This window comes from Hydrogenophaga pseudoflava NBRC 102511, assembly GCF_001592285.1.
Classification (GTDB): Bacteria; Pseudomonadota; Gammaproteobacteria; order Burkholderiales; family Burkholderiaceae_C; genus Hydrogenophaga; species Hydrogenophaga pseudoflava.
This window is the reverse complement of the sequence record NZ_BCWQ01000001.1, coordinates 302,545-329,522: the sequence shown is the minus strand read 5'-3', so window position 1 is coordinate 329,522 and position 26,978 is coordinate 302,545. Positions and strand designations below refer to the sequence as shown.

Annotated in this window: 23 protein-coding genes; 13 read left to right on the top strand and 10 right to left on the bottom strand. The window is 69.7% G+C overall.

Going from position 1 to position 26,978, the window contains the following annotated elements; translation table 11 throughout:
* The first annotated feature begins 13 nt into the window (after positions 1-13).
* Positions 14-1,153: an NAD(P)/FAD-dependent oxidoreductase gene (locus HPS01S_RS01635; protein ID WP_066150907.1), complete on the top strand. Its 1,140-nt coding sequence runs from the start codon at positions 14-16 to the stop codon at positions 1,151-1,153.
* 3 nt (positions 1,154-1,156) lie between these two features.
* Here HPS01S_RS01635 and HPS01S_RS01630 read toward each other — a convergent pair whose 3' ends face one another.
* Complete coding sequence (locus HPS01S_RS01630; RefSeq protein WP_066150245.1) at positions 1,157-1,759, bottom strand: ankyrin repeat domain-containing protein; 603 nt, start codon at positions 1,757-1,759, stop codon at positions 1,157-1,159.
* A gap of 159 nt (positions 1,760-1,918) precedes the next feature.
* On the opposite strand from HPS01S_RS01630, the gene HPS01S_RS01625 reads away from it, so the two are divergent.
* From HPS01S_RS01625 to pdeM, 7 genes are all read left to right on the top strand, one after another.
* Positions 1,919-2,977: a ligase-associated DNA damage response exonuclease gene (locus HPS01S_RS01625; RefSeq protein WP_066150904.1), complete on the top strand. Its 1,059-nt coding sequence runs from the start codon at positions 1,919-1,921 to the stop codon at positions 2,975-2,977.
* The gene (locus tag HPS01S_RS01620; RefSeq protein WP_066150242.1) at positions 2,974-4,629 is read left to right on the top strand and encodes an ATP-dependent DNA ligase; all 1,656 of its coding nucleotides are present in this window, start codon (positions 2,974-2,976) and stop codon (positions 4,627-4,629) included. The genes HPS01S_RS01625 and HPS01S_RS01620 overlap by 4 nt, the downstream gene beginning before the upstream one ends.
* A 23-nt stretch (positions 4,630-4,652) precedes the next feature.
* On the top strand, positions 4,653-7,211 hold the full coding sequence (locus tag HPS01S_RS01615; RefSeq protein ID WP_066150902.1) for a ligase-associated DNA damage response DEXH box helicase: 2,559 nt from the start codon (positions 4,653-4,655) through the stop codon (positions 7,209-7,211).
* 53 nt (positions 7,212-7,264) lie between these two features.
* Positions 7,265-7,990 carry an ABC transporter ATP-binding protein gene (locus HPS01S_RS01610; RefSeq protein ID WP_066150240.1) on the top strand — a complete coding sequence of 242 codons (726 nt, stop codon included), beginning with the start codon at positions 7,265-7,267 and terminating at the stop codon, positions 7,988-7,990.
* Positions 7,974-10,478 (top strand): ABC transporter permease, encoded by a 2,505-nt coding sequence (locus HPS01S_RS01605; protein ID WP_066150237.1) that lies wholly within the window; start codon positions 7,974-7,976, stop codon positions 10,476-10,478. The genes HPS01S_RS01610 and HPS01S_RS01605 overlap by 17 nt, the downstream gene beginning before the upstream one ends.
* 85 nt (positions 10,479-10,563) lie before the next feature.
* Entirely contained in the window at positions 10,564-11,187 is a 624-nt protein-coding gene (locus tag HPS01S_RS01600) for a glutathione S-transferase family protein (protein ID WP_066150235.1), read from the top strand.
* Entirely contained in the window at positions 11,184-11,858 is a 675-nt protein-coding gene (pdeM, locus tag HPS01S_RS01595) for a ligase-associated DNA damage response endonuclease PdeM (protein WP_066150232.1), read from the top strand. The genes HPS01S_RS01600 and pdeM overlap by 4 nt, the downstream gene beginning before the upstream one ends.
* 271 nt (positions 11,859-12,129) lie before the next feature.
* Here pdeM and HPS01S_RS01590 read toward each other — a convergent pair whose 3' ends face one another.
* On the bottom strand, positions 12,130-13,029 hold the full coding sequence (locus HPS01S_RS01590) for a LysR family transcriptional regulator (protein ID WP_066150229.1): 900 nt from the start codon (positions 13,027-13,029) through the stop codon (positions 12,130-12,132).
* A 223-nt stretch (positions 13,030-13,252) separates the two neighbouring features.
* Here HPS01S_RS01590 and HPS01S_RS01585 point away from each other — a divergent pair, with 223 nt between their 5' ends.
* From HPS01S_RS01585 to dmeF, 5 genes are all read left to right on the top strand, one after another.
* The gene (locus HPS01S_RS01585; protein WP_169803924.1) at positions 13,253-14,125 is read left to right on the top strand and encodes a Bug family tripartite tricarboxylate transporter substrate binding protein; all 873 of its coding nucleotides are present in this window, start codon (positions 13,253-13,255) and stop codon (positions 14,123-14,125) included.
* A gap of 2 nt (positions 14,126-14,127) precedes the next feature.
* Positions 14,128-15,066, top strand: coding sequence for an amidohydrolase family protein (locus HPS01S_RS01580; RefSeq protein ID WP_255284127.1), 939 nt, complete (start codon positions 14,128-14,130; stop codon positions 15,064-15,066).
* Positions 15,067-15,412: 346 nt separating this feature from the next.
* Positions 15,413-17,038 carry a gamma-glutamyltransferase family protein gene (locus HPS01S_RS01575; RefSeq protein WP_066150220.1) on the top strand — a complete coding sequence of 542 codons (1,626 nt, stop codon included), beginning with the start codon at positions 15,413-15,415 and terminating at the stop codon, positions 17,036-17,038.
* Positions 17,039-17,100: 62 nt separating this feature from the next.
* A complete protein-coding gene (locus HPS01S_RS01570; RefSeq protein ID WP_066150899.1) occupies positions 17,101-17,952 on the top strand; it encodes a plasmid replication/partition related protein in 852 nt (283 codons plus the stop codon).
* Between the two features lie 59 nt (positions 17,953-18,011).
* Positions 18,012-18,983 (top strand): CDF family Co(II)/Ni(II) efflux transporter DmeF, encoded by a 972-nt coding sequence (gene dmeF, locus HPS01S_RS01565; RefSeq protein ID WP_066150218.1) that lies wholly within the window; start codon positions 18,012-18,014, stop codon positions 18,981-18,983.
* Positions 18,984-18,994: 11 nt separating this feature from the next.
* On the opposite strand, the gene HPS01S_RS01560 is transcribed toward dmeF, so the two are convergent.
* The 8 genes from HPS01S_RS01560 to HPS01S_RS01525 all read right to left on the bottom strand — a co-directional run bounded on the left by HPS01S_RS01560 (position 18,995) and on the right by HPS01S_RS01525 (position 26,962).
* A complete protein-coding gene (locus HPS01S_RS01560) occupies positions 18,995-20,104 on the bottom strand; it encodes a sulfate/molybdate ABC transporter ATP-binding protein (protein WP_066150215.1) in 1,110 nt (369 codons plus the stop codon).
* Between the two features lie 19 nt (positions 20,105-20,123).
* Entirely contained in the window at positions 20,124-21,041 is a 918-nt protein-coding gene (cysW, locus tag HPS01S_RS01555) for a sulfate ABC transporter permease subunit CysW (protein WP_066150212.1), read from the bottom strand.
* On the bottom strand, positions 21,038-21,928 hold the full coding sequence (cysT, locus tag HPS01S_RS01550; RefSeq protein ID WP_066150209.1) for a sulfate ABC transporter permease subunit CysT: 891 nt from the start codon (positions 21,926-21,928) through the stop codon (positions 21,038-21,040). Before cysT ends, cysW begins: the two co-directional genes overlap by 4 nt.
* Before the next feature lie 3 nt (positions 21,929-21,931).
* Positions 21,932-22,930: a sulfate ABC transporter substrate-binding protein gene (locus HPS01S_RS01545; protein ID WP_066150207.1), complete on the bottom strand. Its 999-nt coding sequence runs from the start codon at positions 22,928-22,930 to the stop codon at positions 21,932-21,934.
* A 103-nt stretch (positions 22,931-23,033) separates the two neighbouring features.
* Positions 23,034-23,594: an RBBP9/YdeN family alpha/beta hydrolase gene (locus tag HPS01S_RS01540; protein WP_066150204.1), complete on the bottom strand. Its 561-nt coding sequence runs from the start codon at positions 23,592-23,594 to the stop codon at positions 23,034-23,036.
* 69 nt (positions 23,595-23,663) lie between these two features.
* Complete coding sequence (locus HPS01S_RS01535) at positions 23,664-25,010, bottom strand: sulfatase family protein (protein WP_066150201.1); 1,347 nt, start codon at positions 25,008-25,010, stop codon at positions 23,664-23,666.
* On the bottom strand, positions 25,007-26,107 hold the full coding sequence (locus tag HPS01S_RS01530) for an ABC transporter substrate-binding protein (protein WP_066150197.1): 1,101 nt from the start codon (positions 26,105-26,107) through the stop codon (positions 25,007-25,009). The genes HPS01S_RS01535 and HPS01S_RS01530 overlap by 4 nt, the downstream gene beginning before the upstream one ends.
* Positions 26,108-26,134: 27 nt before the next feature.
* Positions 26,135-26,962, bottom strand: coding sequence for an ABC transporter ATP-binding protein (locus HPS01S_RS01525; protein WP_066150194.1), 828 nt, complete (start codon positions 26,960-26,962; stop codon positions 26,135-26,137).
* Between the last annotated feature and the right edge of the window lie 16 nt (positions 26,963-26,978).

Genomic DNA, 26,978 nt, shown 5'->3' with positions numbered 1-26,978 from the left:
TACCATGGACGGCATGAACGCTTCATCCACCGACTTCCTCATCCTCGGCGCCGGCATCGCAGGTGCCTCCATCGGCCACTTCCTGACGCCGCACGGCCGCTGCGTCATGCTCGAACGCGAGAGCCAGCCGGGTTACCACAGCACCGGGCGCTCGGCCGCGCAGTTCATCGCCAGCTACGGGCCGGCGCAGGTGCGGGCGCTCTCGCGCGCCAGCGAGCCCTTCTTCCTGAACCCGCCACCGGGCTTTGCCGAGGCACCGCTGCTCACGCCGCGCGGGCTGCTGACGGTGGCCGGGCCGGACGAGATGCACCACCTGGACGAGGCCTGGGCCACCCTGCAGCAGACCAGCCCGCGCGGTGTCCGACTGAGCGCCGAGGAGGCGCTGGCCAGGGTGCCGGCGCTGCGGCCGGAGAAGGTGAGCGCGGCGATCTACGAACCCGACAGCTTCGACATGGACGTGCACGCCATCCACCAGGGCTACCTGCGCGGCTTCCGGCGCGCGGGCGGCACACTGGTGTGCGATGCCGAGGTGGTGGCCATCGAGCGCCGCGACGGGCTGTGGCGGGTGCGCACGGCGGCGGGTTCCGAACACGCGGCACCGGTGCTCATCAACGCCGCAGGGGCCTGGTGCGATGCGGTGGCGCAGCTGGCGGGCGTGGCGCCCATCGGCCTGGTGCCCAAACGCCGCACCGCCTTCACCTTCCTGCCACCGGCCGGTACCGACACGGCGCGCTGGCCGCTGCTGCTGGCCGCCGACGAAAGTTTCTACATGAAACCCGACGCGGGCGCCCTGCTCGCCTCACCGGTGAACGAAGACCCGACCCACCCGCAGGACGTGCAGCCCGAAGAGCTGGACATCGCGCTGGGCCTGCACGCGCTGGAGACCTGGACCACGCTCACCCCGCGCCCCACCCACACCTGGGCCGGGCTGCGCTCCTTCGTGGCCGACGGCGAGCTGGTGGGCGGGTTTGATGCGGCGGCCGAAGGCTTCTTCTGGTGCGCCGCGCAGGGTGGCTACGGCATCCAGACCAGTGCCGCCATGGGCGAGGCCTGCGCGGCACTGGTGCGCGGGCTGCCGCTGCCGGCGCACATCAGCGCCTGCGGGCTGACGGCGGCCATGCTGTCGCCCGCGCGGGCGACGCTGAAGGGCTGAGAATCAGGTGCTGAACCACCAGAGGACCAGCAGGGCCAGCCCCATGAGCTGGTGCAGACGGACCGCCCAGCGCACCGGGCTCGCCGCGACAGCCGCGCTCCGCGTGAGTGAACGCGCCCACAGGCCGATCAGGCCCGACACGGCGTACACCACCGACCAGGCGAACCAGTAGACCCCCAGGCCCATGCAGCCGAAGCTCTCGCAGTGCATGCGCAGGCCGTAGACCACGCCGACCACCAGCGCGACGAACAAGGCCCCGTACACCGCCGCTGCGGCGAGCGCCAGCGTTCCCGATGGCTTGGCTTCCGCCGCGACCGCGGCACCGGCGGGCGGCCGGGGCACGCCCATCGCGTACAGCTTCTCCTCCACCGCCACCAGCCCCATCTGCTGCGCGGCCTGCAGCGGCGTGGCGGCGTCGAACTCGGACGGCAGGGCCGGGTTGGCCCCATGGTCCAGCAGGTACAGGGCCACCGCCTCCTGCCCCGCCAGAATCGCGGCCACCAGCGGCGTGGACAGGAACTCCGGGTGGGCGTAGTTCACGTCGACGCCCGACTTCACATGGTGTTCCACCAGCGCCAGATCGCCCGCGCAACCGGCGTTGAACATCTCTTTCCAGTCACCTCCAGACATACGTCCCCTCTTGTTCGACGGTGGTCGCCCGCAACTTGCGACCGACGCGCAGTCTGACAGAGAGCCGACCACCCTGGGGTTTCTGCAGAAACCGAAGGGGCAATGCAGGGCGCCTGCGGCACACTGGCGTGCGCCATGGCCGCCACCCACACCGCCACCGCTCCCGACCTCATCGTCGCCCGTCCCGAAGGCCTGTACTGCCCGGCCGGCGACTTCTTCATCGACCCCTGGCGGCCGGTGGAACGGGCCGTGATCACGCACGGCCATTCGGACCACGCGCGCTGGGGCCATGCGCACTACCTGGCGCACACGCACAGCGCCGGCACGCTGCGCCAGCGGCTGGGGGCCGACATCCACCTGCAGACGCTGGAGTACGACGAGGTGATCGAACACAACGGCGTGCGCCTGTCGCTGCACCCGGCCGGCCATGTGCTGGGCTCGGCCCAGGTGCGGCTGGAGCATGGCGGGCGCGTGTGGGTCGCCTCGGGCGACTACAAGACCGAGGCCGACGGCACCTGCGCGCCTTTCGAGCCCGTGCGCTGCGACACCTTCATCACCGAATCGACTTTTGGCCTGCCCATCTACCGCTGGCCCACGCAGGCGGTGCTGTTCGACGAGATCAACGCCTGGTGGCGGCGCAACGCCGACGAGGGCCGCGCCTCGGTGCTGCTCTGTTACGCCTTCGGCAAGGCGCAGCGGCTGCTGCACGGAGTGGACGCCAGCATCGGCCCCATCGTCGTGCACGGCGCGGTGGAGCCATTGAACGCGGTGTACCGCGCGGCCGGCGTCGAACTGCCGCCCACGCACCGTGTGACCGAACTCGACAAGACCGCGCTGCAGCGCGCGCTGGTGGTCGCGCCGCCCTCGGCCCAGGGCACGCCGTGGATGAAGCGCTTCGGCGCCGACGCGGTGGACGCTTTTGCCAGCGGCTGGATGCTGGTGCGCGGCACGCGGCGGCGGCGTGGCGTGGACCGCGGCTTCGTCATGTCCGACCACGCCGACTGGCCGGGCCTGATGAGCGCCATCAAAGCCACCGGTGCCGAGCACATCCGCGTGACGCACGGCAGCGTGCCGGTGCTGGTGCGCTGGCTGACCGAGCAGGGGCTGGACGCGCAGGCCTTCGAGACCGAGTACGGCGACGAGGACGCGGCGGACAAGGCTGCGCCGGAGGCGCCCACGGAGCCAGCGGCATGAAGCGCTTCGCCACCCTCTACCGCGAGCTGGACGCCAGCACCGCCACGCGCGAGAAGCAGGCGGCCCTGCAGCGCTACTTCAGCGAAGCGCCAGCGGCAGACGCGGCCTGGGCGGTGTACTTCCTGGCCGGCGGCAAGCCGCGCCAGACCGTGCCCACGCGCGCGCTGCGCGAGCTGGCGCAGGCGGCTGCAGGCCTGCCCGAATGGCTGTTCGAAGAGAGCTACCAGACCGTGGGCGACCTGGCCGAAACCGTGTCGCTGCTGCTGCCGCCGGCCACAGCGCCGTTGGACCGTGGTCTGGCCGAATGGCTGACCCGGCACCTGCTGCCGCTGCGCGGACTGCCGCCCGAGGTGCTGGCCGAACGCTTGCGCGAACAGTGGAACGCCCTGCCCGACGACCAGCGCTTCGTCTACTTCAAGCTCATCACCGGCGGCTTCCGCGTTGGCGTGTCCAAGCTCCAGGTCACGCAGGCGCTGGCGGCCGTTGCGGGGGTCGACCCCAAACGGGTGGCCCAGCGGCTGATGGGCTACACGCACATCGGCGCCCAGCCGACAGCCGCCGACTACGCGGCGCTGGTGGCGCCCGAGAACGCGACCGAGCAGAACCAGCAGACCAGCGGCCAGCCTTACCCCTTCTTCCTGGCCCATCCGTTCAACGAGCCGCTGGATCGCTTCGACGAGCTGCTCGGCCCGCCGGCCGACTGGCAGGTGGAATGGAAGTGGGACGGCATCCGCGCGCAGCTGGTGCAGCGCGCCGGCCAGGTCTGGCTGTGGTCGCGCGGCGAGGAGCTGGTGACCGAGCGCTTCCCCGAACTCGCCGCGCTGGGCGACGCCCTGCCCGAAGGCACGGTGCTGGACGGCGAGATCGTGGTGTGGCGGAATGGCCAACCGCAGCCCTTCGCCGACCTGCAGAAGCGCATCGGCCGCAAGACCCTGGGCCCCAAGATCCTGCGCGAACTGCCGATGGCGCTGCTGGCCTACGACCTGCTCGAACACGGCGGCCAGGACCTGCGCGAACAGCCGCTCCACGCGCGCCGCGCGGCGCTGGACGCATTGGTGGAGAACCTGAATCACCCGCTGCTGATCGCCAGCCCGGTGCTCAACGGCGACACCTGGGCACAACTCGCCACGCTGCGCGAACAGGCGCGCGAACGCGGCACCGAAGGCTTCATGCTCAAGCAGCGCACCAGCGCCTACGGCGTGGGCCGCACCAAGGCCGCGGGCACCTGGTGGAAGTGGAAGATCGACCCCATGAGCGTGGACGCGGTGCTGATCTACGCCCAGCGCGGCCACGGCCGCCGCGCCAGCGTGTACAGCGACTACACCTTCGCGGTCTGGAACGCGCCAACGGGCACCGAAGGCCGGCAACTCGTGCCGTTCGCCAAGGCGTACTCCGGCCTGTCGGACGCCGAGATGGCACGGGTGGACGCCATCATCCGCGCCACCACCATCGAGAGCTTCGGCCCGGTACGCAGCGTGCGGCCGACGCTGGTGTTCGAGCTGGGCTTCGAGGGCATCGGCCGCAGCCCGCGCCACAAGAGCGGCATCGCGGTACGCTTCCCGCGCATGCTGCGCTGGCGCGAGGACAAACCCGTCGACGAGGCCGACACGCTGCAGACGCTGGCGGCGTTGCTGCCTGGGGGCGCTGCGTGAAGAAGCCCGACGCCGCCGACTGGATGGCCGCGCGCGGCTGGTCACCGTTCCCGTTTCAGCGCGAGGTGTGGGACGCGATGGCCCGCGGCGAGAGCGGCCTGCTGCACGCCACCACCGGCGCCGGCAAGACCTACGCCGTGTGGCTGGGCGCGCTGCAGGCCTTGGCCGATGCCGAGGCGAAGCGCACACCACCGTTGACCGTGGTCTGGCTCACGCCCATGCGCGCGCTGGCCGCCGACACCTTGCGCGCACTGAAAGAACCCCTGCCCGAGCTGGCCCCCGCCTGGACCGCCGGCGCCCGCAGCGGCGACACCAGCAGCAGCGAGCGCGCAAAACAGGCCGAGCGCCTGCCCACCGTGCTGGTGACCACGCCCGAGAGCCTGAGCCTGCTGATCGCACGCGCCGACGCGCCCGAGACCCTGGGACACACCGCGCTGGTGGTGGTGGACGAGTGGCACGAGCTGATGGGCAACAAGCGCGGCGTGCAGGCGCAACTGGCCATCGCGCGGCTGAGGCAATGGAACCCCGCCCTGCGCATCTGGGGCATGTCGGCCACGCTGGGCAACCTCGATGAAGCGATGCACACCCTGCTCGGCCCGCAGGCCGCAGATGCCGGCCGCATGGTGCGCGGCCAGACGCCCAAGCAACTGACGGTGGACACCCTGCTGCCGCCGCGCGTGGACCGCTTTCCCTGGGGCGGCCACCTGGGCCTGGCCATGCTGCCGTCGGTGGTGAACGAGATCGAGGGCAGCGGCAGCACCCTGGTGTTCACCAACACCCGCTCGCAGGCCGAGATCTGGTACCAGGCGCTGCTGGACGCCAAGCCCGAGTGGGCCGGCCTGATCGCGCTGCACCACGGCTCGCTGGACCGCGCGGTGCGCGAGTGGGTGGAGGCCGGGCTGAAGGCCGGCGAGCTGCGCGCCGTGGTCTGCACCAGCAGCCTGGACCTGGGCGTGGACTTTCTGCCGGTGGAGCGGGTGCTGCAGATCGGTTCGCCCAAGGGCATTGCGCGCCTGCTGCAGCGCGCGGGCCGCTCGGGCCATGCGCCGGGCCGGCCCTCGCGCGTGAGCATCGTTCCCACGCACAGCCTGGAACTGGTCGAAGGCGCGGCCGCGCGCGCCGCTGTCAACGCCAGGCAGATCGAAGCGCGCGAGACGCCGCGCCAGCCACTGGACGTGCTGGTGCAGCACCTGGTCACGGTCGCGCTCGGCGGTGGCTTCACGCCCGACGAACTGCTGGCCGAAATCCGCAGCACCGCCGCCTACGCCGACCTGCCCGACGAGCACTGGCGCTGGTGCCTGGACTTCGTGGCGCAGGGCGGCGCGTCGCTCGCCGCCTACCCCGACTACCGCCGCGCCGTGCCCGATCAACACGGCGTCTGGCGCGTGCCCGACGCGCGTCTGGCGCGGCGCCACCGCATGAACATCGGCACCATCGTCAGCGACGCGAGCATGGCGGTGCAGTACCTCGGCGGCAGCAAGATCGGGAACGTGGAAGAGAGCTTTGCCGCGCGCCTGAAACCGGGCGACTGCTTTCTGTTCGCGGGCCGGCTGCTGGAGCTGGTGCGCGTCCACGACATGACGGCCTGGGTCAAACGCGTGAAACCTGGCGACATGGGCCGCCGCCCCGCCGTGCCGCGCTGGAACGGCGGCAAGATGCCGCTCTCGACCACGCTGGCCGACGCGGTGGTGGCGCAGCTGGCGCGGGTGCAGGCCGGCGACTTCGACGACCCCGAACTGCAGGCCGCCCGGCCGCTGCTGGAACTGCAGGCGCAATGGTCCGCCCTGCCCTCGCCCTACACACTGCTGGCCGAGGTGATGCACTCGCGCGAGGGCACGCACCTCTTCCTCTACCCCTTCGCCGGACGGCACGCGCACCTGGGCCTGGCCAACCTGATCGCCTGGCGCGTGGCGCAGCACGCGCCCAACACCTTCTCCATCGCCGTCAACGACTACGGCTTCGAGCTGTTGAGCGCCACCGCCATCGACTGGCCATCGCTGCTGCCCGACCTGTTGAAAGAACAGACCGACGACGGCGCCTTGCTGAACGAGATCCTGCAGAGCCTGAACGCCAGCGAACTCGCGCAGCGGCGCTTTCGCGAGATTGCGCGCGTCTCGGGCCTGATCTTCCAGGGCCACCCGGGCGAGAAGCGCAGCAGCCGGCAGCTGCAGGCGTCCAGCAGCCTGTTCTGGGAGGTGTTCCGCAAGTACGACCCCGGCAACCGCCTGCTGCAGCAGGCCGAAGCCGAGCTGCTGGCGCAGGAGCTGGAGATCGGCCGCCTGCGCGAAGCGCTGCGCCGCATGGCCCGGCAGGCGCTGGTGCTGAAGAACCTGGAGCGGCCCACACCCTTTGCCTTCCCGCTGATGGTCGAGCGCCTGCGCGAGAAGCTGAGCAACGAAAGCGTGGCCGACCGCATCGCGCGCATGCTGGCGCCGCTGGAGAAGGCGGCTGGAGGAGCCGCCGCGAGCGACGCCGATACGGTGCGCGAATCGCTGGCCTTCGGGCGAGAGGGCGCCCCCGAGAAGAAGACCGCAGACGCCCAGCGCGAACGCCGGCCGCACCGGCCCCGGCGCCCGCGCTGAGCGGCGGCGCAAAAGCCCGGGAACTTGATCGCCCGCCGCCCCTCACATCGCCCATGCCCCACACCACCCCCCACCTGATCGAGGCCGACGGCCTCTCCATGCACTACGCCCTCGGCCCACGGCAGGTGACCGTGCTGCGCGACGTGCAGCTGCGCATCGCGGCAGGCACCCGCGTGGCCATCGCCGGGCCTTCCGGCTCGGGCAAGACCTCGCTGCTTTTGCTGCTCAGTGGCCTGGAGCGCCCGGCAGCCGGCCGCATCCGCATCGCCGGCACCGACCTGGCCAGCCTGGACAGCGACGGCCTGGCCGACCTGCGGCGCGAGCGCATCGGCATCGTGTTCCAGAGCTTCCACCTGCTGCCCAGCCTGAGCGCGCTGGACAACGCCGCCCTGCCGCTGCAGATGGCGGGGGCCAGCGGCGCGCGCGAGACCGCGGCCGACATGCTGCGCCGCGTCGGCCTGGGCGACCGCCTGCACCACCGGCCTTCGCAACTCTCCGGCGGCGAGCAACAACGCGTGGCCATTGCCCGGGCGCTGGTGCACCGCCCGCAGCTGCTGCTGGCCGACGAACCCACCGGCAACCTCGACGACCAGACCGCTGAGTCGGTGCGCGAGTTGCTGTTCAGCCTCAACCGCGAGCTGGGCACGACGCTCGTGCTGGTGACGCACGACCTGGACTTCGCCGCCCGCTGCGACCGCGTGCTGCGCCTGCACGACGGGCAGTTGCATGAAACGCCTGTGACCCGCCAGCCGGAGAGTGCCCATGCCCTTCCTGCTTGACCTGGCCTGGCGCGACCTGCGCGCCAGCGGCCGGCGGCTGTGGATCTTCGTCGCCTGCCTGGTGCTGGGCGTGTCGCTGGTGGCCGCGGGCGGTGGCCTCTACCGCCAGGTGGCCGACGCGCTGCGGCACGACGCGCGCCTGCTGTTTGGCGGCGACGTGGAGGTGGAATCGCCCACGCCGCTGCCGGCCGACGCACTGGCCTGGATGCAGGCGCGCGGCACCGTTTCGCGCGTGATCGAGCTGCGCACCATGCTGCGCACCGAGGCCGGCCGCGCCCAGCTCATCGAACTGCTCAGCGCCGACACCGCCTACCCGCTCTATGGCACGGTGGCGCTGCAGCCGGCCGGCGCGCTGGCCGACACCCTGGCGCAACGCGACGGCCGCTGGGGCGCGGCCATCGACGCCTCGCTTGCCACGCGCCTGGGCCTCAAGACCGGCGACCGCATTGACATCGGCGATCTGCCGCTCACCGTGCGCGCGCTGGTGGTGCGCCAGCCCGACCGCAGCCTGCGCGCCGACTGGGGCGCCGCCCCGGTGCTGGTGGCCGAGGGCGCGCTGATGGCCACCGGCCTGGTGCAACCGCTCAGCCGCGTCGAATACCGCTACCGCGTGCGCACGCCCGACGCCGCCCCCACCTGGCGCGACGCCTTCCTCGCCGCCTTCCCGGCGCTGGACGCCGAGGTGCGCAGCTTCGATGAGCGCAGCGACCGCATGGCCGAGGTGCTGGGCCAGATCGGCTCGGGCCTGCTGCTGATCGGCTTCTCGGCCCTGTTCATCGGCGGTCTGGGCGTGTTCAACAGCGTGCAGGCCTACCTGCAGGGCAAGCTCACCGGCCTGGCCACGCTGCGCGCGTTGGGCCTGCGCGACCGGCGGCTGGCGGCCTTCGTGCTGCTGCAGATCGGGCTGCTCGCGCTGCTGGCCAGCGCGGTGGGCGTGGCGCTGGGCCTGGGGCTGGCGCTGGCCGGCGCGCAGCTGGCAGCGGACAAGCTGCCGGTGAGCTTTTTGCTGGCCGGCCTGTGGCAGCCGGCGCTGATGGCCCTGCTGTTCGGCGTGCTGACGGCGCTGGCGTTTTCGCTACCGGCGCTGGGGCGGGCGCTGTCGGTGTCGCCGGCCGTGCTGTTCCGTGGCACCGAGGGCGCCACGCTGACCGTGCCGCGCTGGGCGCGCCGGGCCACCGCGGGCGCTGCCGTGCTGACGCTGGCGCTGCTGGTCGCCACCCTGCCCGACCCGCGCTTCGGCCTGGCCTTCGTGGCCGCCACCGCCGCCGTGCTGGGGGTGCTCGACATGGCCACGCGCGGCCTGCGGCGCCTCGCCGCGCGCCTGCAACACCACCGCGCATTGCCCCTGCCGCTGCAACTGGCCCTGGCCGGCCTGCAGCAGCCGCAGTCGCCGCTGCGCACCGCCCTGCTCTCGCTGGGTTCGGCGCTCACCCTGCTGGTGGCCTGCACCCTGGTGGTCGTCACCCTGCTGCGCACCGTGAACGACACCGTGCCCGCACAGGCGCCGGCCCTGGTGTTCTACGACGTGCAGACCGACCAGATCCCGCTGCTGCGCGAGACGCTGCAGGCCTCGCCCGGCCTGCAGGACATGAAGACCGCGCCGCTGGTGCTGGGCCGCCTGGTGGCCGTCAACGGCGCGGCGCTGCGCGAGAGCGGCGACACCGAACGCGACCGCGAATCGCGCGACGAACACAAGCTCAGCGACCGCAGCGGCAACTTCGACGACGTGGTGATCGACCGCGGCGCCTGGTGGCCGGCCAACCACCGCGGCGAGCCGCTGGTGGCGATGGAAGACCGCGAGGCCGACGAGCTGGGCCTGCAGGTCGGCGACCGCCTGCGCTTCGAGATCCTGGGCCAGCCGGTGGAGGCGCAGCTGGCCGCCATCTACAGCCAGCGCCGCATGCAGTCGCGCCTGTGGCTCGAAGCCATCTTCAGCGACGGCGTGCTCGACCCCTTCATCACCCGCCACGTGGGCGCGGCCTGGATGCCGGCCGAGCAGACCCTGGACGCGCAGGACCGCCTGGCCGCTGCCGCGCCCAACATCGCCACCGCGCGCACCGAGTCCATGCTGCGCGAAACCCGCGCGCTGATGGGCCGCGCCAGCGGCGGCCTGAGCGTGGTGGCCGGCGTGTGCCTGGCGGCCAGCCTGCTGGTGCTGGCCAGCGTGGTCGCCACCAGCCGCAGCCGCCAGCTGTACGACGCCACGGTGATGCACGCGCTGGGCGCGCGCCACTCGCTGCTGCGCGGCGTGCTGGTGTGGGAATACGTGCTGCTGGCCAGCGTCACCGCCGGCTTCGCCCTGCTGGCCGGCAGCGCCCTGGCCACCGGCCTGCTGCTGTGGCGGCTGGACATGAGCCCGGCCGGCCTGTACTGGAGCGGCGGCGTGACCGCGCTGGCCGTCAGCGGCCTGAGCATGGCCCTGGGCGCGCGCTACCTGCTGTCGCAGATGCGCCTGAGCCCGGCCATGCTGCTGCGCAGCGGCGGCTGAGGCGGCAGCAAGGAGGCGAGAGAGCCCGCACAATGCGGGTCCACCCGCCCCTGCACAGGCCCCGTCGCAAAGGACCGTTCTCACCATGAGCCTCATCGTCCACCACCTGAACAACTCACGCTCGCAGCGCCTGCTGTGGATGCTCGAAGAGCTGGAGCTGCCCTACGAGATCCGCTTCTACGAACGCGACAAGGCGACCATGCTGGCGCCGCCCGAGCTGAAAAAGGTGCACCCGCTGGGCAAGTCGCCGGTGCTCGAAGACGGCAAGCTCAAGCTGGTGGAGACCGGCGCCATCTGCGAATACCTGGTGGACAAGACCGGCAAGCTGGGCCCGGCCAACCAGGGCGAAGGCCTGCTGCAGTACCGCCAGTTCATGCACTACGCCGAAGGCTCGCTCATGCCCAATCTGCTGCTGATGCTGGCCATGAGCAAGGTGCCGCTGATCGGCGGCATCGCGGTCAAGAAGGTGCAGCCCATGGTGGACGTGCACCTGGACTATGTGGAGCAGGTGCTGGCCTCGCGCCCCTGGTTCGCCGGCAAAGCCATGACCGCCGCCGACATCATGATGAGCTTCCCGCTCGAAGCCGCCGTCTCGCGCGCCGGCCTCGGCCCCTCGCGCCCCGCCACCATGGCCTGGCTGAAAAAGATCCACGCGCGCCCGGCTTACAAGACCGCGCTGGAAAAAGGTGGCACGTACGACTACGCATGAGCCCGCACGCCACCGTCCACTGGGCCGGTGAGGTGCTGCACCTGCTGCCCGCGCACGCCATCTGGTGGCCGGCGGGGCAGACCCTGTTCATTGCCGACCTGCACCTGGGCAAGGCCGCCAGCTACCGCGCGCTGGGCCAGCCCGTGCCCGGCGGCACCACGCGCGACAACCTGGCGCGGCTGGACGCACTGATTGAGCAACACCGACCGCAGCGCCTGGTGTGCCTGGGCGACTTCCTGCACGCCGCGTCGGGCCGCACGCCGGCGGTGCTGCAAGCGCTGGGCGACTGGCGCGCGCGGCACAGCGGCGTGGCGATGACCCTGGTGCGCGGCAACCACGACGACCGCGCCGGCGACCCGCCGCCCGAGGCCGGCATCGAGGTGGTGGACGAGCCCTGGCTGCTCGGCCCCTTCGCCTGCTGCCACCACCCGCGACCGGACGGCGACCGCCACCCGACCCACTTCATCCTGGCCGGCCACCTGCACCCGGTGATCCACCTGAGCGGCCGCGCGCGCGACGCACTGCGCCTGCCCTGCTTCGTGAGCGAACCGGGTCAGGCGGTGCTGCCGGCGTTTGGTGCGTTCACTGGTGGGCATGCGCTGCCCGCGGCGCCAGATCGGCGCTTTTATGCGGTGGGTGGTGATCGGGTCTGGGAAGTGCCGGGGTGTTGATGACTCGGTCGTCTGGCGAGACACACAGCCCGTTCGGGCGTTTGTGCGCTTCTTCCGTGATCGGCTACAGGTGCTGGACGACCTGGGAGCAATGCACGACCGTTGAAGGCTGGGTGCAGTCCTTGGACTTGAGGAACTCAGGTCTGCGAGCCGTCACAAGCAGTCATTCACTGAGCAGAGGCTCGAATAGCCGATCGACCACCTGAGCCTGCCGCTCAAAATGCGCTCGGACCGTATAGCCCAGCGCTGGTATCGACGGCGCGACCTCTCATTAGGCGAAGTTGCTGCTGATCACACCACGCAGCCAGACATTGCCCGCGTCCTCGTGAAATCGCTTGTGCCAGTGCATGCGGATCACGCTGGCGGGCAAGTCGAACGGAAGCTTCAGCAGCTTGAATTGGCCATGACGTGCAAAAGCGTCTGCCAGTTGCCCAGGGATCACCGCGAGGTGGTCGCCCGCGTCCAGCAGCGGTGGCAGCATCAGGTACGAAGGCATCTCCAGCACCCGCTCACGTGTCAGTCCTTGCTGTGCCAGGGTCTCGTCAATCCGGTCCTGAATGCCCGAGGCCAGCCGCACTACCGCCTGCGGGCAGCGCGCGAAGGCCTGGACGCTCAACCGTTTGCCGGCCAGCGGGTGGCCGATACGGACCATGGCCACATACTTGCGTTCGAACAGGCGGCGTTGGTACAGCGTGTCCGGCAGATCGGGGTAAGCACCCAGCGCCACGTCGATCTCTGCACTCTCCAGCGCGCTGGCAATTAACGGCTGCGTCACCACCCGCATGCGCAGGCGAACCGAAGGCGCTTGCTGCGCGACGGCACTGACAATGCGCGGCCAGAGCACATAGCTGCCCACGTCCGACAGGCCCAGGGTGAAGGTCCGCTCGGAATCAGCCGCCACAAAGCCGCTGGCCGACAGCACCTCGTCGCGCAGCCTGTCGAGGATGGCCGCCACTGGTTCGGCCAGTTGGCTGGCGCGTGGCGTGGGCAACATGCCGCGTCCGGTGCGCACGAACATCTGGTCACCCAGCGTGTCGCGCAGCCGACCCAGCGCGGTGCTCACCGCCGACTGGCTCATGTCCAGCTCGCGCGCAGCCAGCGTCACGCTGCGGTGGCGCAGCAGCGCGTCTAGAACGGGCAGCAGATTGAGATCGACCGACTTGATATCCATGAGGCCGAATTTGATTATTGGTGTTATCCGCTTTTCAGAACATGGGGGTCGCCCTAGTCTTGCACCCAGACCGCCACATCGAGCGGACCCACTGGAGACTGAAATGCCCATGAACCGCCGCCGCCTCGTCCACACGCTGGCTGCCACCACCCTGTCTTTTTCGGCTGTCCTGCCATGGTCGGCTCACGCACAGGCATGGCCCGACAAACCGGTGAGGATAGTCGTGAGCGCGGCGCCCGGCAGCGCGCCGGACATCATTGCCCGCCTGATTGGCGAACAGCTCGGCGCGATGTGGGGCAAGGGTGTGGTCGTCGACAACCGCCCAGGCGCTGGCGGCAACATTGGCGCCCAGACCGCAGCCCGCTCTGCGCCCGACGGCTACACGCTGTGGTTCGCGCATGCCACGCCCGTGGTGATGAACCAGTTCCTGTTCAAGGCACCGGGCTTCGACGCGGACAAGGACTTTGACCCGGTGGTGCGCGTGGGCGTGAACCCGATGATGGTGGCCGTGAATCCTGCCGTGCCGGTCAAGGATCTCAAGGAGTTGGTGACTTACGCAAAAGCCCGTCCCGGCAAGGTGTCGTTCGCCACCTCTGGGGCCAAGAACATTCCCCATCTGGTGGGCGAGACCCTCAATCAGGTGGCGCAAATCGACATGCTGAACATCCCCTACAAGGGTAGCCAGCAGGCCGCGACAGACACCATCGCTGGCCGCACCGAGGTCTACATCGACGCCGTGCCGCCGATGGCGCCATTGATCGGAGCAGCCGATGCACGCCTGCGACCGATCGCAGTCACCACAGCACGGCGCATTCCCGGGCATGAAGAGGTGCCCACGGCCAAGGAGCAGGGGGTCGATCTGGTCATGCAGGGCTGGATGGCGTTCATGGCGCCCGCCGGCATGCCGGCCGCCATCGTCGAGCGTGTGGCCAAGGACACCAACACGGTGCTTGCCCGACCCGAGATCGTGGCGAAGCTTCGCACCCTGGGCACCTTCGAGCTGGGTGGCACGACAGCCGCTCTGGACGGCTTTATCAAGGAAGAACGTGCCAAGTGGGCCAAGGTCGTGCAAGCGGCCAAGATCGAGCGCGAATGACCATGGCCCCGACACGGATCGACACCCACCACCACGTCGTCCCGCCGTTCTACGCTGCCTGGCTGCAGCGCCACGGTATTCAGGCCGCAGGTGGCCGTCTGCTGCCCGAATGGAGCGCCGAAGGCGCGCTGGAACTGATGGCTGCGGCTTCGATTGCCACCGGCATCCTGTCCATCTCCACCCCGGGGGTGCACCTGGGCGACGACGGCGAGGCGCGCGAGAAGGCGCGCGAGGTCAACGAATTCATGTCATCGGTGGTGCGCGGCCACCCGCCGGGTCGCTTCGGCCTCTTCGCTGTGCTGCCGCTGCCCGACGTGGCCGGTGCCATTGCCGAGGCGCGTCACGCTCTGGACGTGCTGGGCGCCGATGGCGTGATGCTGCTGGCCAGCGTGCGCGGCACCTACCTGGGTGACCCGGTGTGGGAACCGTTGATGGATGAGTTGGGCCGACGCGGCACGGTGGTGTTCGTGCATCCCTCTGAACTGCAGGCGCCCGAGGTGCCCGGCATCCCGCCCTTCGCTGCCGATTTCCTGCTCGACACCACGCGCGCCGCCATTCATCTGGCTCAGTCGGGCGTGCTGGAGCGCTACCCGAACATGAAGATCGTGCTCTCACATGCGGGCGGCTTTTTGCCGTATGCGGCGGAGCGCGTGGCGAGGATCTGTTCACCCGACGGATCGAACGAGGCCGGTATCGCGCGGCTGCGCCGCTTTTGGTTCGACACCGCACTCTCCAGCAGCCCATATGCGCTGCCGTCGCTGCTGGCCTTCGCCGACCCCGGCCAGATCACTTTTGGCAGCGACTGGCCTTTTGCGCCCAAAGAGCGCAGCCTGCACTTCGCGGCGTTGCTGGACGGCTACCCCGTGACGGATGCCCAGCGCCACGCCATCCACCGCGGCAATGCCGAGCGATTGTTTCCTCGGCTGCGGCGCAGCGAGTGAAATGAGATTCAAGGCTGCAAAGTACCTCAGGAATAGCTGCGGTACGTTTTGAAGCAGTCTCGATCAACTGTTGATATGAAGAGTGAATGGCAGCGAACCATCGTTGAGAAGTCAGTGGGGTTTGGATGCGAACTACCGCACCCGCTGCAAAGCGCCACCTGTTCGGACCTGCACAGCAGCCTGCAGGCCATTCGGCCCCACCGTTTCATGCACGAATAAACCAAGCTCGACAGGCCGCGCCTCGCGCAGTGGCCATGTGGTTGCCCACCAGGCGACTGATCCCCCGCGACACAGCACCAACCACCGCGCGCCCCACAATGGCCCCTCTGTTTGCCGGAGCCCCGCCATGAACCTGCACACCCCCAACCCCTACGCCAGCACCCGCCTGCCGCTGTTCGCGCGCAACGTCGTCAGCACCTCGCACCCGCTGGCCGCGCAGGCCGGGCTGCGCATGCTGCTGGCCGGCGGCAACGCGGTGGACGCGGCCATTGCCGCGGCGGCGGCGCTGACCATCACCGAGCCGGTGAGCAACGGCCTGGGCTCGGACGCCTTCTGCATCCTCTGGGACGGGCAGCAGCTGCACGGCCTGAACGCCAGCGGCACCGCGCCCCAGGCCTGGACGCCCGGCTACTTCCACGGCAAGTACGGCGCCGATGCGCTGACGCCGCCCAAGCGCGGGCTGGATTCGGTGACCGTGCCTGGCGCAGTGGCGGGCTGGGTGGCGCTGAGCGAGCGCTTCGGCAAGCTGCCCTTTGCCGACCTGATGGCACCCGCCATCGAGCTGGCCGAGCGCGGTTATGCGGTGCCGGTGGTGGTGCAGCAGAAGTGGGCCGCGGCCACGCCCGAGCTGCAGTCGCTGCCGGGCTTCGCGCAGGCCTTCCTGCCCTGGGGCCGCGCGCCGCGGGTGGGCGAGCTGTTCCGTTTTCCGGCCGCGGCCCAGGGCCTGCGCGCGATTGCCGAATCCAAAGGCGAGGCGTTCTACCGCGGCCCCGTCGCGCAGGCGCTGGCGCGCTTTGCCGCCCAACACGGCGGCGCGCTGACCGAGGCCGACCTGGCGGCCTACCGGCCCGAGTGGGTGACGCCCATCGCGCAGGACTACCGCGGGTACACGCTGCACGAGATTCCGCCCAACGGCCAGGGCATTGCGGCGCTGATTGCGCTGGGCATCCTCTCGAACTTCGACGTGGCGGCCCTGAAGGTGGACAGCGTGGCCGCGCAGCACCTGCAGATCGAGGCGATGAAGCTGGCCTTTGCCGACGTCTACCGCTACGTGGCCGAGCCGGGCGCGATGGACCTGAGCCCCGCGCAGATGCTGGACCCCACCTACCTGAAACAGCGCGCCGCGCTGATCGACATGCACCGGGCGCAGGACTTCGGCGCCGGCAACCCGGCCAGGGGCGGCACGGTGTACCTGACCGCGGCGGACGAGCGCGGGATGATGGTCAGCTTCATCCAGAGCAACTACATGGGCTTCGGCTCCGGCGCGGTGGAGCCGACCTTCGGCATCAGCCTGCAGAACCGCGGCCACGGCTTCAACCTGAACACCGGCCCGGGCCGCAACACGGCCAACCTGGTGGCGCCGGGCAAGCGGCCCTTCCACACCATCATCCCGGCCTTCCTCACCAAAGACGGCCAGCCGGTGATGAGCTACGGCGTGATGGGCGCCAACATGCAGCCGCAGGGCCACATGCAGACCCTGGTGCGCCTGCTGGACCACGGCCAGGGCCTGCAGGCCGCGTGCGACGCGCCGCGCTGGCGCTTCGACGCGGGGCTGCACATCAACGTCGAATCGGCCATGGACCGGGCCACCGTGCAGGGCCTGCACGACCTGGGTCACCAGACCCGGCTGATCGACGACCCCTACCAGGACTTCGGCGCGGGCCAGTTCATCTGGCGAATGGGCGACCCGGGCAGCGAAGGCTACGTGGCCGCCAGCGACCCGCGGCGCGACGGTGCGGCCGTGGGGTTCTGAGGCGACAGACGGCTTCGGCGCTTCTCTACAATCGCGCCCTTTTGCCCGAGGGAGCGCGCACCGTGAACATCGTCGTCCTGGAAGAACTCAAGGCCTATATCGAACCCCTGACGCCCGACGAACACGACGCGCTGGAGCGCAGCCTGCTGGCCGAGGGCTGCCGCGATGCGCTGGTGCTGTGGGGCGACATCCTCGTGGATGGCCACAACCGCTACGGCATCTGCACCAAGCACGGCCTGCCGTTCCAGACCGTGCAGAACCCGCGCTTCCAGTCGATGGAAGACGTGCACCTGTGGATGATCGACCAGCACCTGGGGCGGCGCAGCCTGTCGGACTTCCAGCGCGGTGTGCTGGCGCTGCGCAAGCGCGAGATCGTGGCCGAGCGGCGCTCGCGCGCCAAGGCCGAGGCGGACCAGAACGCCGGGCCGGTGCCCGAAGCGCCCACGGGCGACGCCCCCTGGGAAGGCGAGGCGCCCGCCGCCGCGATGGCCGCGGTTCTCGAACCCAAGCCCCTGCAGAGCCGCGAGGACATCGCGCGCGCCGCGCGCCTGAGCGCCTCGCAGGTCGGCATGATCGAAAAGATCCAGAAGCAGGCCGCGCCCGAGGTGGTGGCCGCCGTGCGGGCCGGTGACATTTCGCTCAACGCCGCCGCCGTGGTCGCCACCCTGCCGGAGGAAGAACAGCGCGCCGCCGCGGCCGCCGGCAAGGACGAGCTGAAGCAGGCCGCCAAGCGCGTGCGCGAGTCGCGCCGCAAGCCGCGCGATGAGAGCGCCGAAGCCTCCAGCGACGCGGCCCCCGAAGCGGCCCCCGCCAGCGACGAGGTGAGCGCCCTGCGCCAGCGCGTCGCGCAACTCGAAGCCGAGAACGCCGAACTGCGCCAGCAGGTGCAGATGCTCAGCGCGCAGCTGGTCTGAGGCGGCCGTCGCGCGGGCCGCGTGCGGGACAATCGCCGCACCGCCCGCACGACCGCGCCATGAACACGCTGCCCACGCCCGCCACCCGCCCGCCCCACTGCTCGCACGGCCACGCCTTCGACAGCGGCAACCCCGCCGCCGAGCGCGGCACGCGCCTGGTGATGTGGCTCACGCTGGGCACCATGGTGGTGGAGATCACCGCCGGCTGGTGGTTCAACTCCATGGCGCTGCTGGCCGACGGCTGGCACATGAGTTCGCACGCGGTGGCCATCGGCCTCTCGGCCCTGGCCTACGCCATGGCGCGGCGCCTGGCGGCCGACCCGCGCTTTGCCTTTGGCACCTGGAAGATCGAGGTGCTGGCCGGGTTTTCGAGCGCGCTCTTCCTGCTGGGTGTGGCGGCGCTGATGGTGGTGGGCTCGGTCGAGCGCCTGCTGGACCCGCAGCCGATCCGCTACGCCGAGGCGATGGCGGTGGGCGTGCTGGGGCTGGTGGTGAACCTGGCCAGCGCCTTCATCCTCGGCGATGCGCACCACGGCCATGACCATGGCCACGACCACTCGCACGGACACCACGAGGACCACGACGGCCCCGGCCACCACGAAGACCTGAACCTGCGCGCCGCCTACCTGCACGTGATCGCGGACGCGGCCACCTCGGTGCTGGCCATCCTGGCGCTGGCCGGGGGCTGGTGGCTGGGCTGGAGCTGGCTGGACCCGGTGATGGGCGTGGTGGGCGCGGTGCTGGTGGCGCTGTGGGCCAGGGGTCTGATCGCCGAGACCGGCAAGGTGCTGCTGGACCGCGAGATGGACCACCCGGTGGTGGGCGAGATCCGCGAGGTGATCACCGAACACGCGGCCGCCCACGGCCTGCGCCTGACCGACCTGCACGTCTGGCGCGTGGGCCGCGGCGCCTGGGCCTGCGCCCTGACCCTGGTCACGCACGACCCGGCGCTGACCGCCGATGCCGTGCGCCAGTGGCTGTCGGTGCACGAAGAAATCGTGCACGTCACCGTCGAACTGCAAAGGGCCTGAGGCCCCGGCCCTCAGGCCGTCGGCTGAAGGAACACGCGCGCCTTGCGCGGCGAGACCACCAGGGTCTCGCCTTCCTGGAAGCCCAGCTCGCGGAACTGCTGCGCCGGAATCTGCGCCTCGATCAGCGGGTCGTGGCCGTCGCGCGGCGCGGCGTCCACCGGCATGAGTTCGAGCCGCGCGATGGGGCCGACCACGATGGCGCGGTCGAGCCGGGCCACGATGCCATGCGGGCGCCCCGCGGCATCGACCTCGCCACCGGCCTGGTAGCGGTGCACGTCCAGGTCGTGCGGGCGCACGTAGGCGAAGGCCTGGGCGTTCTGGGCGCCGGCGTGTTCGGGCGTCTGGATGGCCACGCCGTCCAGGTGCAGCAGGCCCTCGTGCGCGCGGCCATGGAACAGGTTCACGTCGCCCAGGAAGCCGTAGACAAACGGGCTGGCCGGGTGGTCCCACACGTCCTGCGGCGAACCGACCTGCTCGACCACGCCCTGGTTCATCAGCACCACGCGGTCGGCCACTTCCAGCGCCTCTTCCTGGTCGTGCGTGACGAAGATGCTGGTGACGTGCAGCTCGTCGTGCAGGCGGCGCAGCCACCTTCTCAACTCTTTGCGCACCTTGGCGTCCAGCGCGCCGAAGGGCTCGTCCAGCAGCAGCACCTTGGGCTCGACCGCGAGCGCGCGGGCGAGCGCGATGCGCTGGCGTTGGCCGCCCGAGAGCTGCGAGGGGTAGCGGTCGGCGATCCAGTCGAGCTGCACCAGCTTGAGCAGGTCGGTCACCTTCTGCTTGATCTGCGCCTCGCTGGGGCGCTCACCGCGCGGCTTGACGCGCAGGCCGAAGGCCACGTTCTCGAACACCGTCATGTGGCGGAACAGCGCGTAGTGCTGGAACACGAAGCCCACGTTGCGCTCGCGCACGTGCACGTCGGTGGTGTCCTCGCCGCTGAAGTGGATGCTGCCGGTATCCGGCGTCTCCAGGCCGGCGATGATGCGCAGCAGCGTGGTCTTGCCGCAGCCCGAGGGGCCCAGCAGGGCCAGCAGCTCGCCGGAGTCGATGTCGAGGTTGACGTTCTTCAGCGCATGGAAGTTGCCGAAGTGCTTGTTGACGTCGCGGATCTGGATGCTCATGGTTTCGTCCTCGTTCGGTTCAGGCGGCGGCCACGGGGGCCGGCGCGGGCCGTGCGTTAGGGTTCTCGGGCGGCAGTTCGGCAGAGGCCTTCAGCTCGCGTTCGTGGCGCCACTCGACCACGCTCTTGATCACCAGCGTGACCAGGGCCAGCAGCGCCAGCAGCGAGGCCACGGCAAACGCCGCGACGGACTGGTACTCGTTGTAGAGCACCTCGATGTGCAGCGGCATGGTGTTGGTCTGGCCGCGGATGTGGCCGGAGACCACCGACACCGCGCCGAACTCGCCCATGGCGCGCGCGTTGCACAGGATCACGCCGTAGATCAGGCCCCACTTGATGTTGGGCAGGGTCACGTACCAGAAGGTCTGCCAGCCGGTGGCGCCCAGCACGATGGCGGCCTGCTCCTCATCGTTGCCCTGGGCCTGCATCAGCGGGATCAGCTCGCGCGCGATGAAGGGGAAGGTGACGAAGATGGTGGCCAGGATGATGCCGGGCACGGCGAACACGATCTTGATGTCGTGCTCCATCAGCCAGGGGCCGAGCCAGCCCTGCGCGCCGAACACCAGCACGTAGATCAGGCCGGCCACCACGGGCGAGACCGAGAACGGCAGGTCGATCAGCGTGGTGAGGAAGGACTTGCCACGGAACTCGTACTTGGCAATCGCCCAGGCGGCCGCGATGCCGAACGCCAGGTTCAGTGGCACGGCCACGGCGGCGGTCAGCAGCGTGAGGCGGATGGCCGCCCAGGCGTCGGGTTCCTTGAGCGCTTCCCAGTAGGCGTCCCAGCCCTTGCGCAAAGCTTCGGTGAACACCGCCGCCAGCGGCAGCACGAGAAAGAGGAACATGAAGACCAGCGCGATGCCGGTGAGCAGGTAGCGAACCCATGGCGCTTCGGTGGTGCCGCGCTGGGCGCTGCGGATGTTGTTCTGGCCACTCATTGCGAATTCCCCGCGGAGCGCTTGCGCTGCCAGCCCTGCAGGCCGTTGATGACCAGCAGCAGGATGAAGGAGATCACCAGCATCACCGTGGCCACCGCGGTGGCACCGGCGTAGTCGTACTGCTCCAGCTTGCCGATGATGATCAGCGGCGTGATCTCGGAGACCATGGGCATGTTGCCGGCAATGAAGATGACCGAGCCGTACTCACCCACGGCGCGCGCGAAGGCCATGGCAAAGCCGGTCAGCAGCGCGGGCGCGATGCTGGGGAAGATCACGCGGCTGAAGGTCTGCCAGCGCGTGGCGCCCAGGCAGGTGGCTGCTTCTTCCAGTTCCTTCTCGGCGTCTTCCAGCACCGGCTGCACCGTGCGCACCACGAAGGGCAGGCCGATGAAGATCAGCGCGATCACCACGCCGTTGGGGTTGAAGGCGAGCTGGATGCCATGCGGCTCGAAGTACTGGCCGATCCAGCCGTTGCCGGCCAGCAGCGCAGTCAGCGAAATGCCGGCCACGGCGGTGGGCAGCGCGAACGGCAGGTCCACCAGCGCATCCACGATCTTCTTGCCCGGGAACGGGTAGCGCACCAGCACCCAGGCCACCAGCAAGCCGAACACCACGTTCACACAGGCCGCGATGAACGAGGCACCGAAAGTCAGGCGGTAGGACGCCAGCACGCGCGGCGAGGTGACCGCCTCCCAGAACTGCGGCCAGGTCAGGGTGAAGGTCTTGAACACCAGCGCCGAGAGCGGGATCAGCACGATCAGGCTCAGGTACAGCACCGTGATGCCCAGCGTGAGGTTGAAGCCCGGCAGCACGCGCGCGCCGCTGCGGCGCGCACCGCCCCCGGCCGCCGGCGCGGTGCCCGGCAGCGAAACAGCGTGTCCGGACATGGCTTACTTGCCCGCGGTGTACAGCTTGTCGAACTGGCCGCCGTCGTTGAAGTGCACTTTCTGCGCCTCACCCAGCGAGCCGAAGTACTGCTCGACGGTGAAGAACTTGATCGGCTTGAACGCGGCGGCGTATTTCTTCAGCACCGCCTCGTTGCGCGGGCGGATGTTGTGCTTGGCGGCGATCTCCTGGCCTTCGGGCGAGTACAGGAAGTCGAGGTAGGCCTTGGCGTCGGCGGCGGTGCCCTTCTTGGCGACCGTGCGTTCGACGATGGCCACCGGGTTCTCGGCCACGATGGACGCGCTGGGGTGGATCGCATCGACCTTGCCCTTGCCGAACTCGTTGTCCACCGACACCACCTCGGATTCAAACGTCACCAGCACGTCGCCGATGTTGCGCTGCAGGAAGATGCCCGTCGCGTCGCGGCCGCCACGCGCCAGCACCGGCACGTTCTTGTAGAGCTTGCTCACGAACTCGGCGGCCTGCGCGTCGGTGCCGCCCTTGGCACGCACCTGGCCCCAGGCGGCCAGGTAGGCCATGCGGCCATTGCCACCGGTCTTGGGATTGACCACCACCACCTGCACGCCAGGCTTGATCAGGTCGTCCCAGTCCTTGATGCCCTTGGGGTTGCCCTGGCGCACCAGGAACAGCATGGTCGAGGTGGTGGGCGCTGCGCCGTTGGGGAATTTCTGGCGCCAGTCCTTGGCGACCACGCCCTTCTCGGCCAGGAAATCGACGTCGGTGGTGGTGTTGAAGGTCACCACGTCGGCCTCCAGACCGTCGGCCACGGCACGGGCCTGGGCGCTGGACCCGGCGTGCGACTGGTCGACCTTGATGTCCTTGCCGGTGGCCTTTTTGTAGTTCGCCACGAAGGCGGTGTTCAGGTCCTTGTAGAACTCGCGCGCCACGTCGTAGGACACGTTGAGCAGCGTGGTCTGGGCGGAAGCGGCGGAGGCGGCGGCGAAAGCGATGGCGCCGAGGGCGAGCTTGAAGGTGTTTTTCATGGGAATCGGGCTCCGATAGAAGGAATGCATGGCATTCTGAAACCATGTCGTTCTAAATCAAACGACTTTGTTTTTGTTTTCTTATTCGAATTGGAAATAAAGATCAGGCTGCCAGCGGGAGCGGTTGCGACGGCGTGATCTCCGCGCCCAGCGCTTGCAGCAGCGCCAGGCCCAGCGGCCACTCCCCATGCCCGGACTCCACATTGATGTGGCCTGCGTCGTTCAGACGCATGAACTCGCTGCCCCAGGCACGGGCATAGGCGCCTGCCAGCCGGACCGGGCAGTACGGGTCGTTGCTGCTGGCCACGACGATGCTGGGGAACGGCAGCCGCTGGTAGGGCACGGGCGCGAAATCGGCCAGCACGCCGCGCCGCTCGGGGTCGGCCGGCGCCACCAGCAGGGCCGCGCGGATGCGCGCCTTGGCGGCGTCGGGCAGGTGGGTGGTGGCGATGCAGCCCAGGCTGTGCGCGGCGATGACCACCTCGCCCGGCGCCTGCTCGATGGTGCGCGCGATCTGCTGCACCCAGGGCCGTTTGAGCGGGCTGAGCCAGTCGTCCTGCTCGACGCGCAGCACCTGGGGCAGGCGTGCGGCCCACAGGCTCTGCCAGTGGCCGGGGCCGGAGTTGCGCCAGCCAGGGACGATGACGACGGTGGGAGAAGACATGCAGTGATTCTGGTCAGCGCGCCTCAAAACCCAAACGACTGAGTCGTAGTTTGTTTATTAGCTTTTCGTCTAAAGCCGTCGCTCACACCCCCTCGTCGCACGCTCGGGCGCGTAGCGGTCGGCTTGGATGTCAGGCGTCACGCCGTGCGTGAACACCTCGTCGGTGATCGGCAGGAACTGCGCGTTCCAGTCTTCCCAGGCCTGGCGCAGGCGGGCGAACACGGCGGGGTGTTGGTCCTTGAGGTTGGCGCGCTCCAGCGTGTCGTTTTCAACGTCGAACAGGAATTCGTTGTCGTTGATGCGCAGGTACTTGAAGCGGCCCTCGCGCGCGGCGCGCTGGCGTTGTGCCTTGTAACGCCAGAACAGGCGGCGTTCGTGCACCGGCGCCTGGCCTTGCAGCACCGGCAGGATGTTCTCGCCGTCGCTGGGGTGGTCGGGGTGCGGCGCCGTGCCCGCGGCCGAGAGCAGCGTGGGCAGCCAGTCCATGGTGATGGTGACCTGCTCGCTCACCTGCGGTTTCAGGCGCGCGGGCCAGGAGAGCAGCGTCGGCACGCGGATGCCGCCTTCGAGCAGCTCGGTCTTCTGCCCGGTGAAGGGCCAGGTCTTGGAGAAGCGCTCGCCGCCGTTGTCGCTGGTGAAGATGACGATGGTGTTCTCGAAGATGCCTTTGGCCTTGAGCGCCTGCACCACCTGCCCCACTGCGGCGTCGAGCGAGCGCACCATCTTCGCGTAGGTGTGCAGATTGCCGCCGTCGTAGTGGAAGAGGTCGGTCAGGTCGCGCGAGACATGTTCGTCTTCCGGACCGACCCAGGGCCAGTGCGGCGCGGTGAAGTGCAGCGAGAGGAAGAACGGCTTGTCCTCACTCTGCTGGCCGATCCAGGACGAGGCCTCGTCGGCCAGCAGCTGCGTGTAGTAACCCACGCGTTCGACCGGCACCTCGCCTTCGTAGAGGTCGCGCGGCACCGCCGCGCCGACCCCGGGCTTGTGGGTGAAGTAGTCGATGGCGCCGCCGTAGTTGCCGAAGAAGCGCTTGTAGCCGCTCTTGAGCGGGCCGTAGTGCGGCAGGTTGCCCAGGTGCCACTTGCCGATCAATGCCGTCTCGTAGCCCGCGTCCCGCAGCAGAGAAGGCAGCGTGGGGTGGTCGGTCGGCAGGCCGTGCAGGTGGGCGGTGCGCACCAGCGGCTCTTCCAGCCCGCCACGCAGGCGGTACTGGTAGCGCCCGGTGATCAGGCCGAAGCGCGTGGCCGAGCACACCGCCGAGTTGGCGTAGGCCTGGGTGAAGCGCACACCGCCGGCCGCCAGCGCGTCCAGGTGGGGCGTCTGGTAATGGGTCTGCCCGTAGACACTCAGGTCCGCCCAGCCGAGGTCGTCGGCAAGGATGAAGACGATGTTGGGCTGCTTGGGGCGTTCGCTCATGCCGTCCCCTTCGCTTTCCCTGCGGCATCGGTCTCGCGCCAGGCCTTCTCCAGCTTCAGATCCTTGACGGCCTGCTGCACGAACTGCGGCTGGAACCAGGCCTTCACATCGAAGCCCTCGCCGCGGATCAGGCCCAGGCGCAGGCCGTCGTTCAGCACGGTCTGGTAGTTGGCGATGAAGCCCTCGTCGAGCAGCGGCGAATAGCGCACCCCCAGCTGGTCGCCCGCCAGTTCCTCCCGGAACGACAGCTCGGGGTTGCCGCTGTTGCTGGCGTAGAGCCTGATCAGCGCATCGCGGTTGGCTTCCTGCGAGGCCCAGGCGGCCGCCCGCACCAGTTGCTTCACCACGCGCTGCGCCGCGGGGGCATTGCCCGCCAGGAAGTCTTCGGTGGCCAGCAGGCCGGAACTGATGGTGAAGGACGCCCCCTTGCCACGGGTGAGCGGCAGGATGTTCACGCCCTTCTCGCGCAGGATGAACAGGTCCGGGCCGCCGAAGGTGGCGTCGATCTGTCCGGCCACCACCGCGGCCTTGGAGCTGGGCCAGTCCATGTTGATGAGCCTGACGTCCTTCTCGCTCAGGCCAGCGGCGGTCAGCAGGTTGTCGAACGGGCGCTGGTAGGCCGTGCCCTTGAGCACGCTGACCTTCTTGCCTTTGAGGTCCGCCACCGACTGGATGGTCGAGCCCGGTGCGGTCGCCAGGTAGCTGTCGGTGCCGCGGCCGGTGGCGGCGATGAAGCGCGTGGGCAGGCCACGGGCCTTGTGGATGACCGAGGCCAGGTCGCCCAGCGAGACGATGTCCAGCTGTTTGGCCGCCAGCGCCTCGGCCACCGCCGGGCCGGCGCCGCGGAAGAAGTGCCACTGCACCTCGATGCCGTCTTTGGCGAACGCTTCTTCCAGCCAGCGGTTGGCCTGCACGATGGCCAGCGAGCCGCCCCCCGGCGAGGGCTTGCCGGCGGTGCCGAGGTCGGGCGAACCGATGCGCACCACTTTGGCAGCCGCGGACTGTGCACGCGCGAGCCAAGGCGCGGCCAGGCCGGCGGCGGCGAGACCGGCCACGAAGTGCCGGCGTTGGAGGGAGGCGGTTGGGGTCTTGTTCATGATGGTCCTTGGGGAAACGGAAAAGGGTCAGACAGCGAACTGCCAGGTGCTGGTTTCGGGGTGTTCGGTTCTCAAAGGGGGTTCGGCCAGGTCGGCGGCGCTGTGCTCGCCGAACTCGCGCAGCACGCTGTCCTTGACGGTGGTGAAGGCGTAGGACGCGCGGTCGCGCGGATGGGCCAGCGGCACCGGCACGGTGCGCCGGATGCGGCCCGGGCGCGGCTCCATCACCACCACCTTGTCGCCCAGGTAGACCGCCTCCTCCACGTCGTGCGTCACCAGGATCATGGTGATGCCCTCGGTCTGCCAGATGCGGTGCAGTTCCTGCTGCAGGTGGGCGCGGGTCATGGCGTCGAGCGCGCCGAAAGGTTCGTCCAGCAGCAGGATGTCGGGCCGGTTCACCAGCGCGCGGGCAATCGCCACACGCTGCGACATGCCGCCCGAGAGCTGGTGCGGGTAAGCCTTCTCGAAGCCGGTGAGCCCCACCAGTTCGATGTGCTCGCGGATGGCGGCGCGCCGCTGGCCTTCGGTCAGTTCCGAGTTGAGCAGGCCCAGCGCGATGTTCTTTTCCACCGTCAGCCAGGGGAACAGGCGGTGCTCCTGGAACACGATGCCGCGGTTGAGGTTCGTGCCTTTGATGCGCGCACCGTCCAGCAGGATCTCGCCCTGGTAACCCTCTTCCAGGCCGATGACCAGGCGCAGCAGCGTGGACTTGCCGCAGCCGCTGGTGCCCACGATGCTGACGAATTCGCCCGGTTCGATGGTGAGGTGAATGTCCTGCAGCACGGGCAGGGGCTGGCCCTTGACCTCGTACTGCTTGTTCAGGCCCCGGATGTCCAGGGTGCCGGCGTGTGCCATGGTGTGTCTCTCCAGA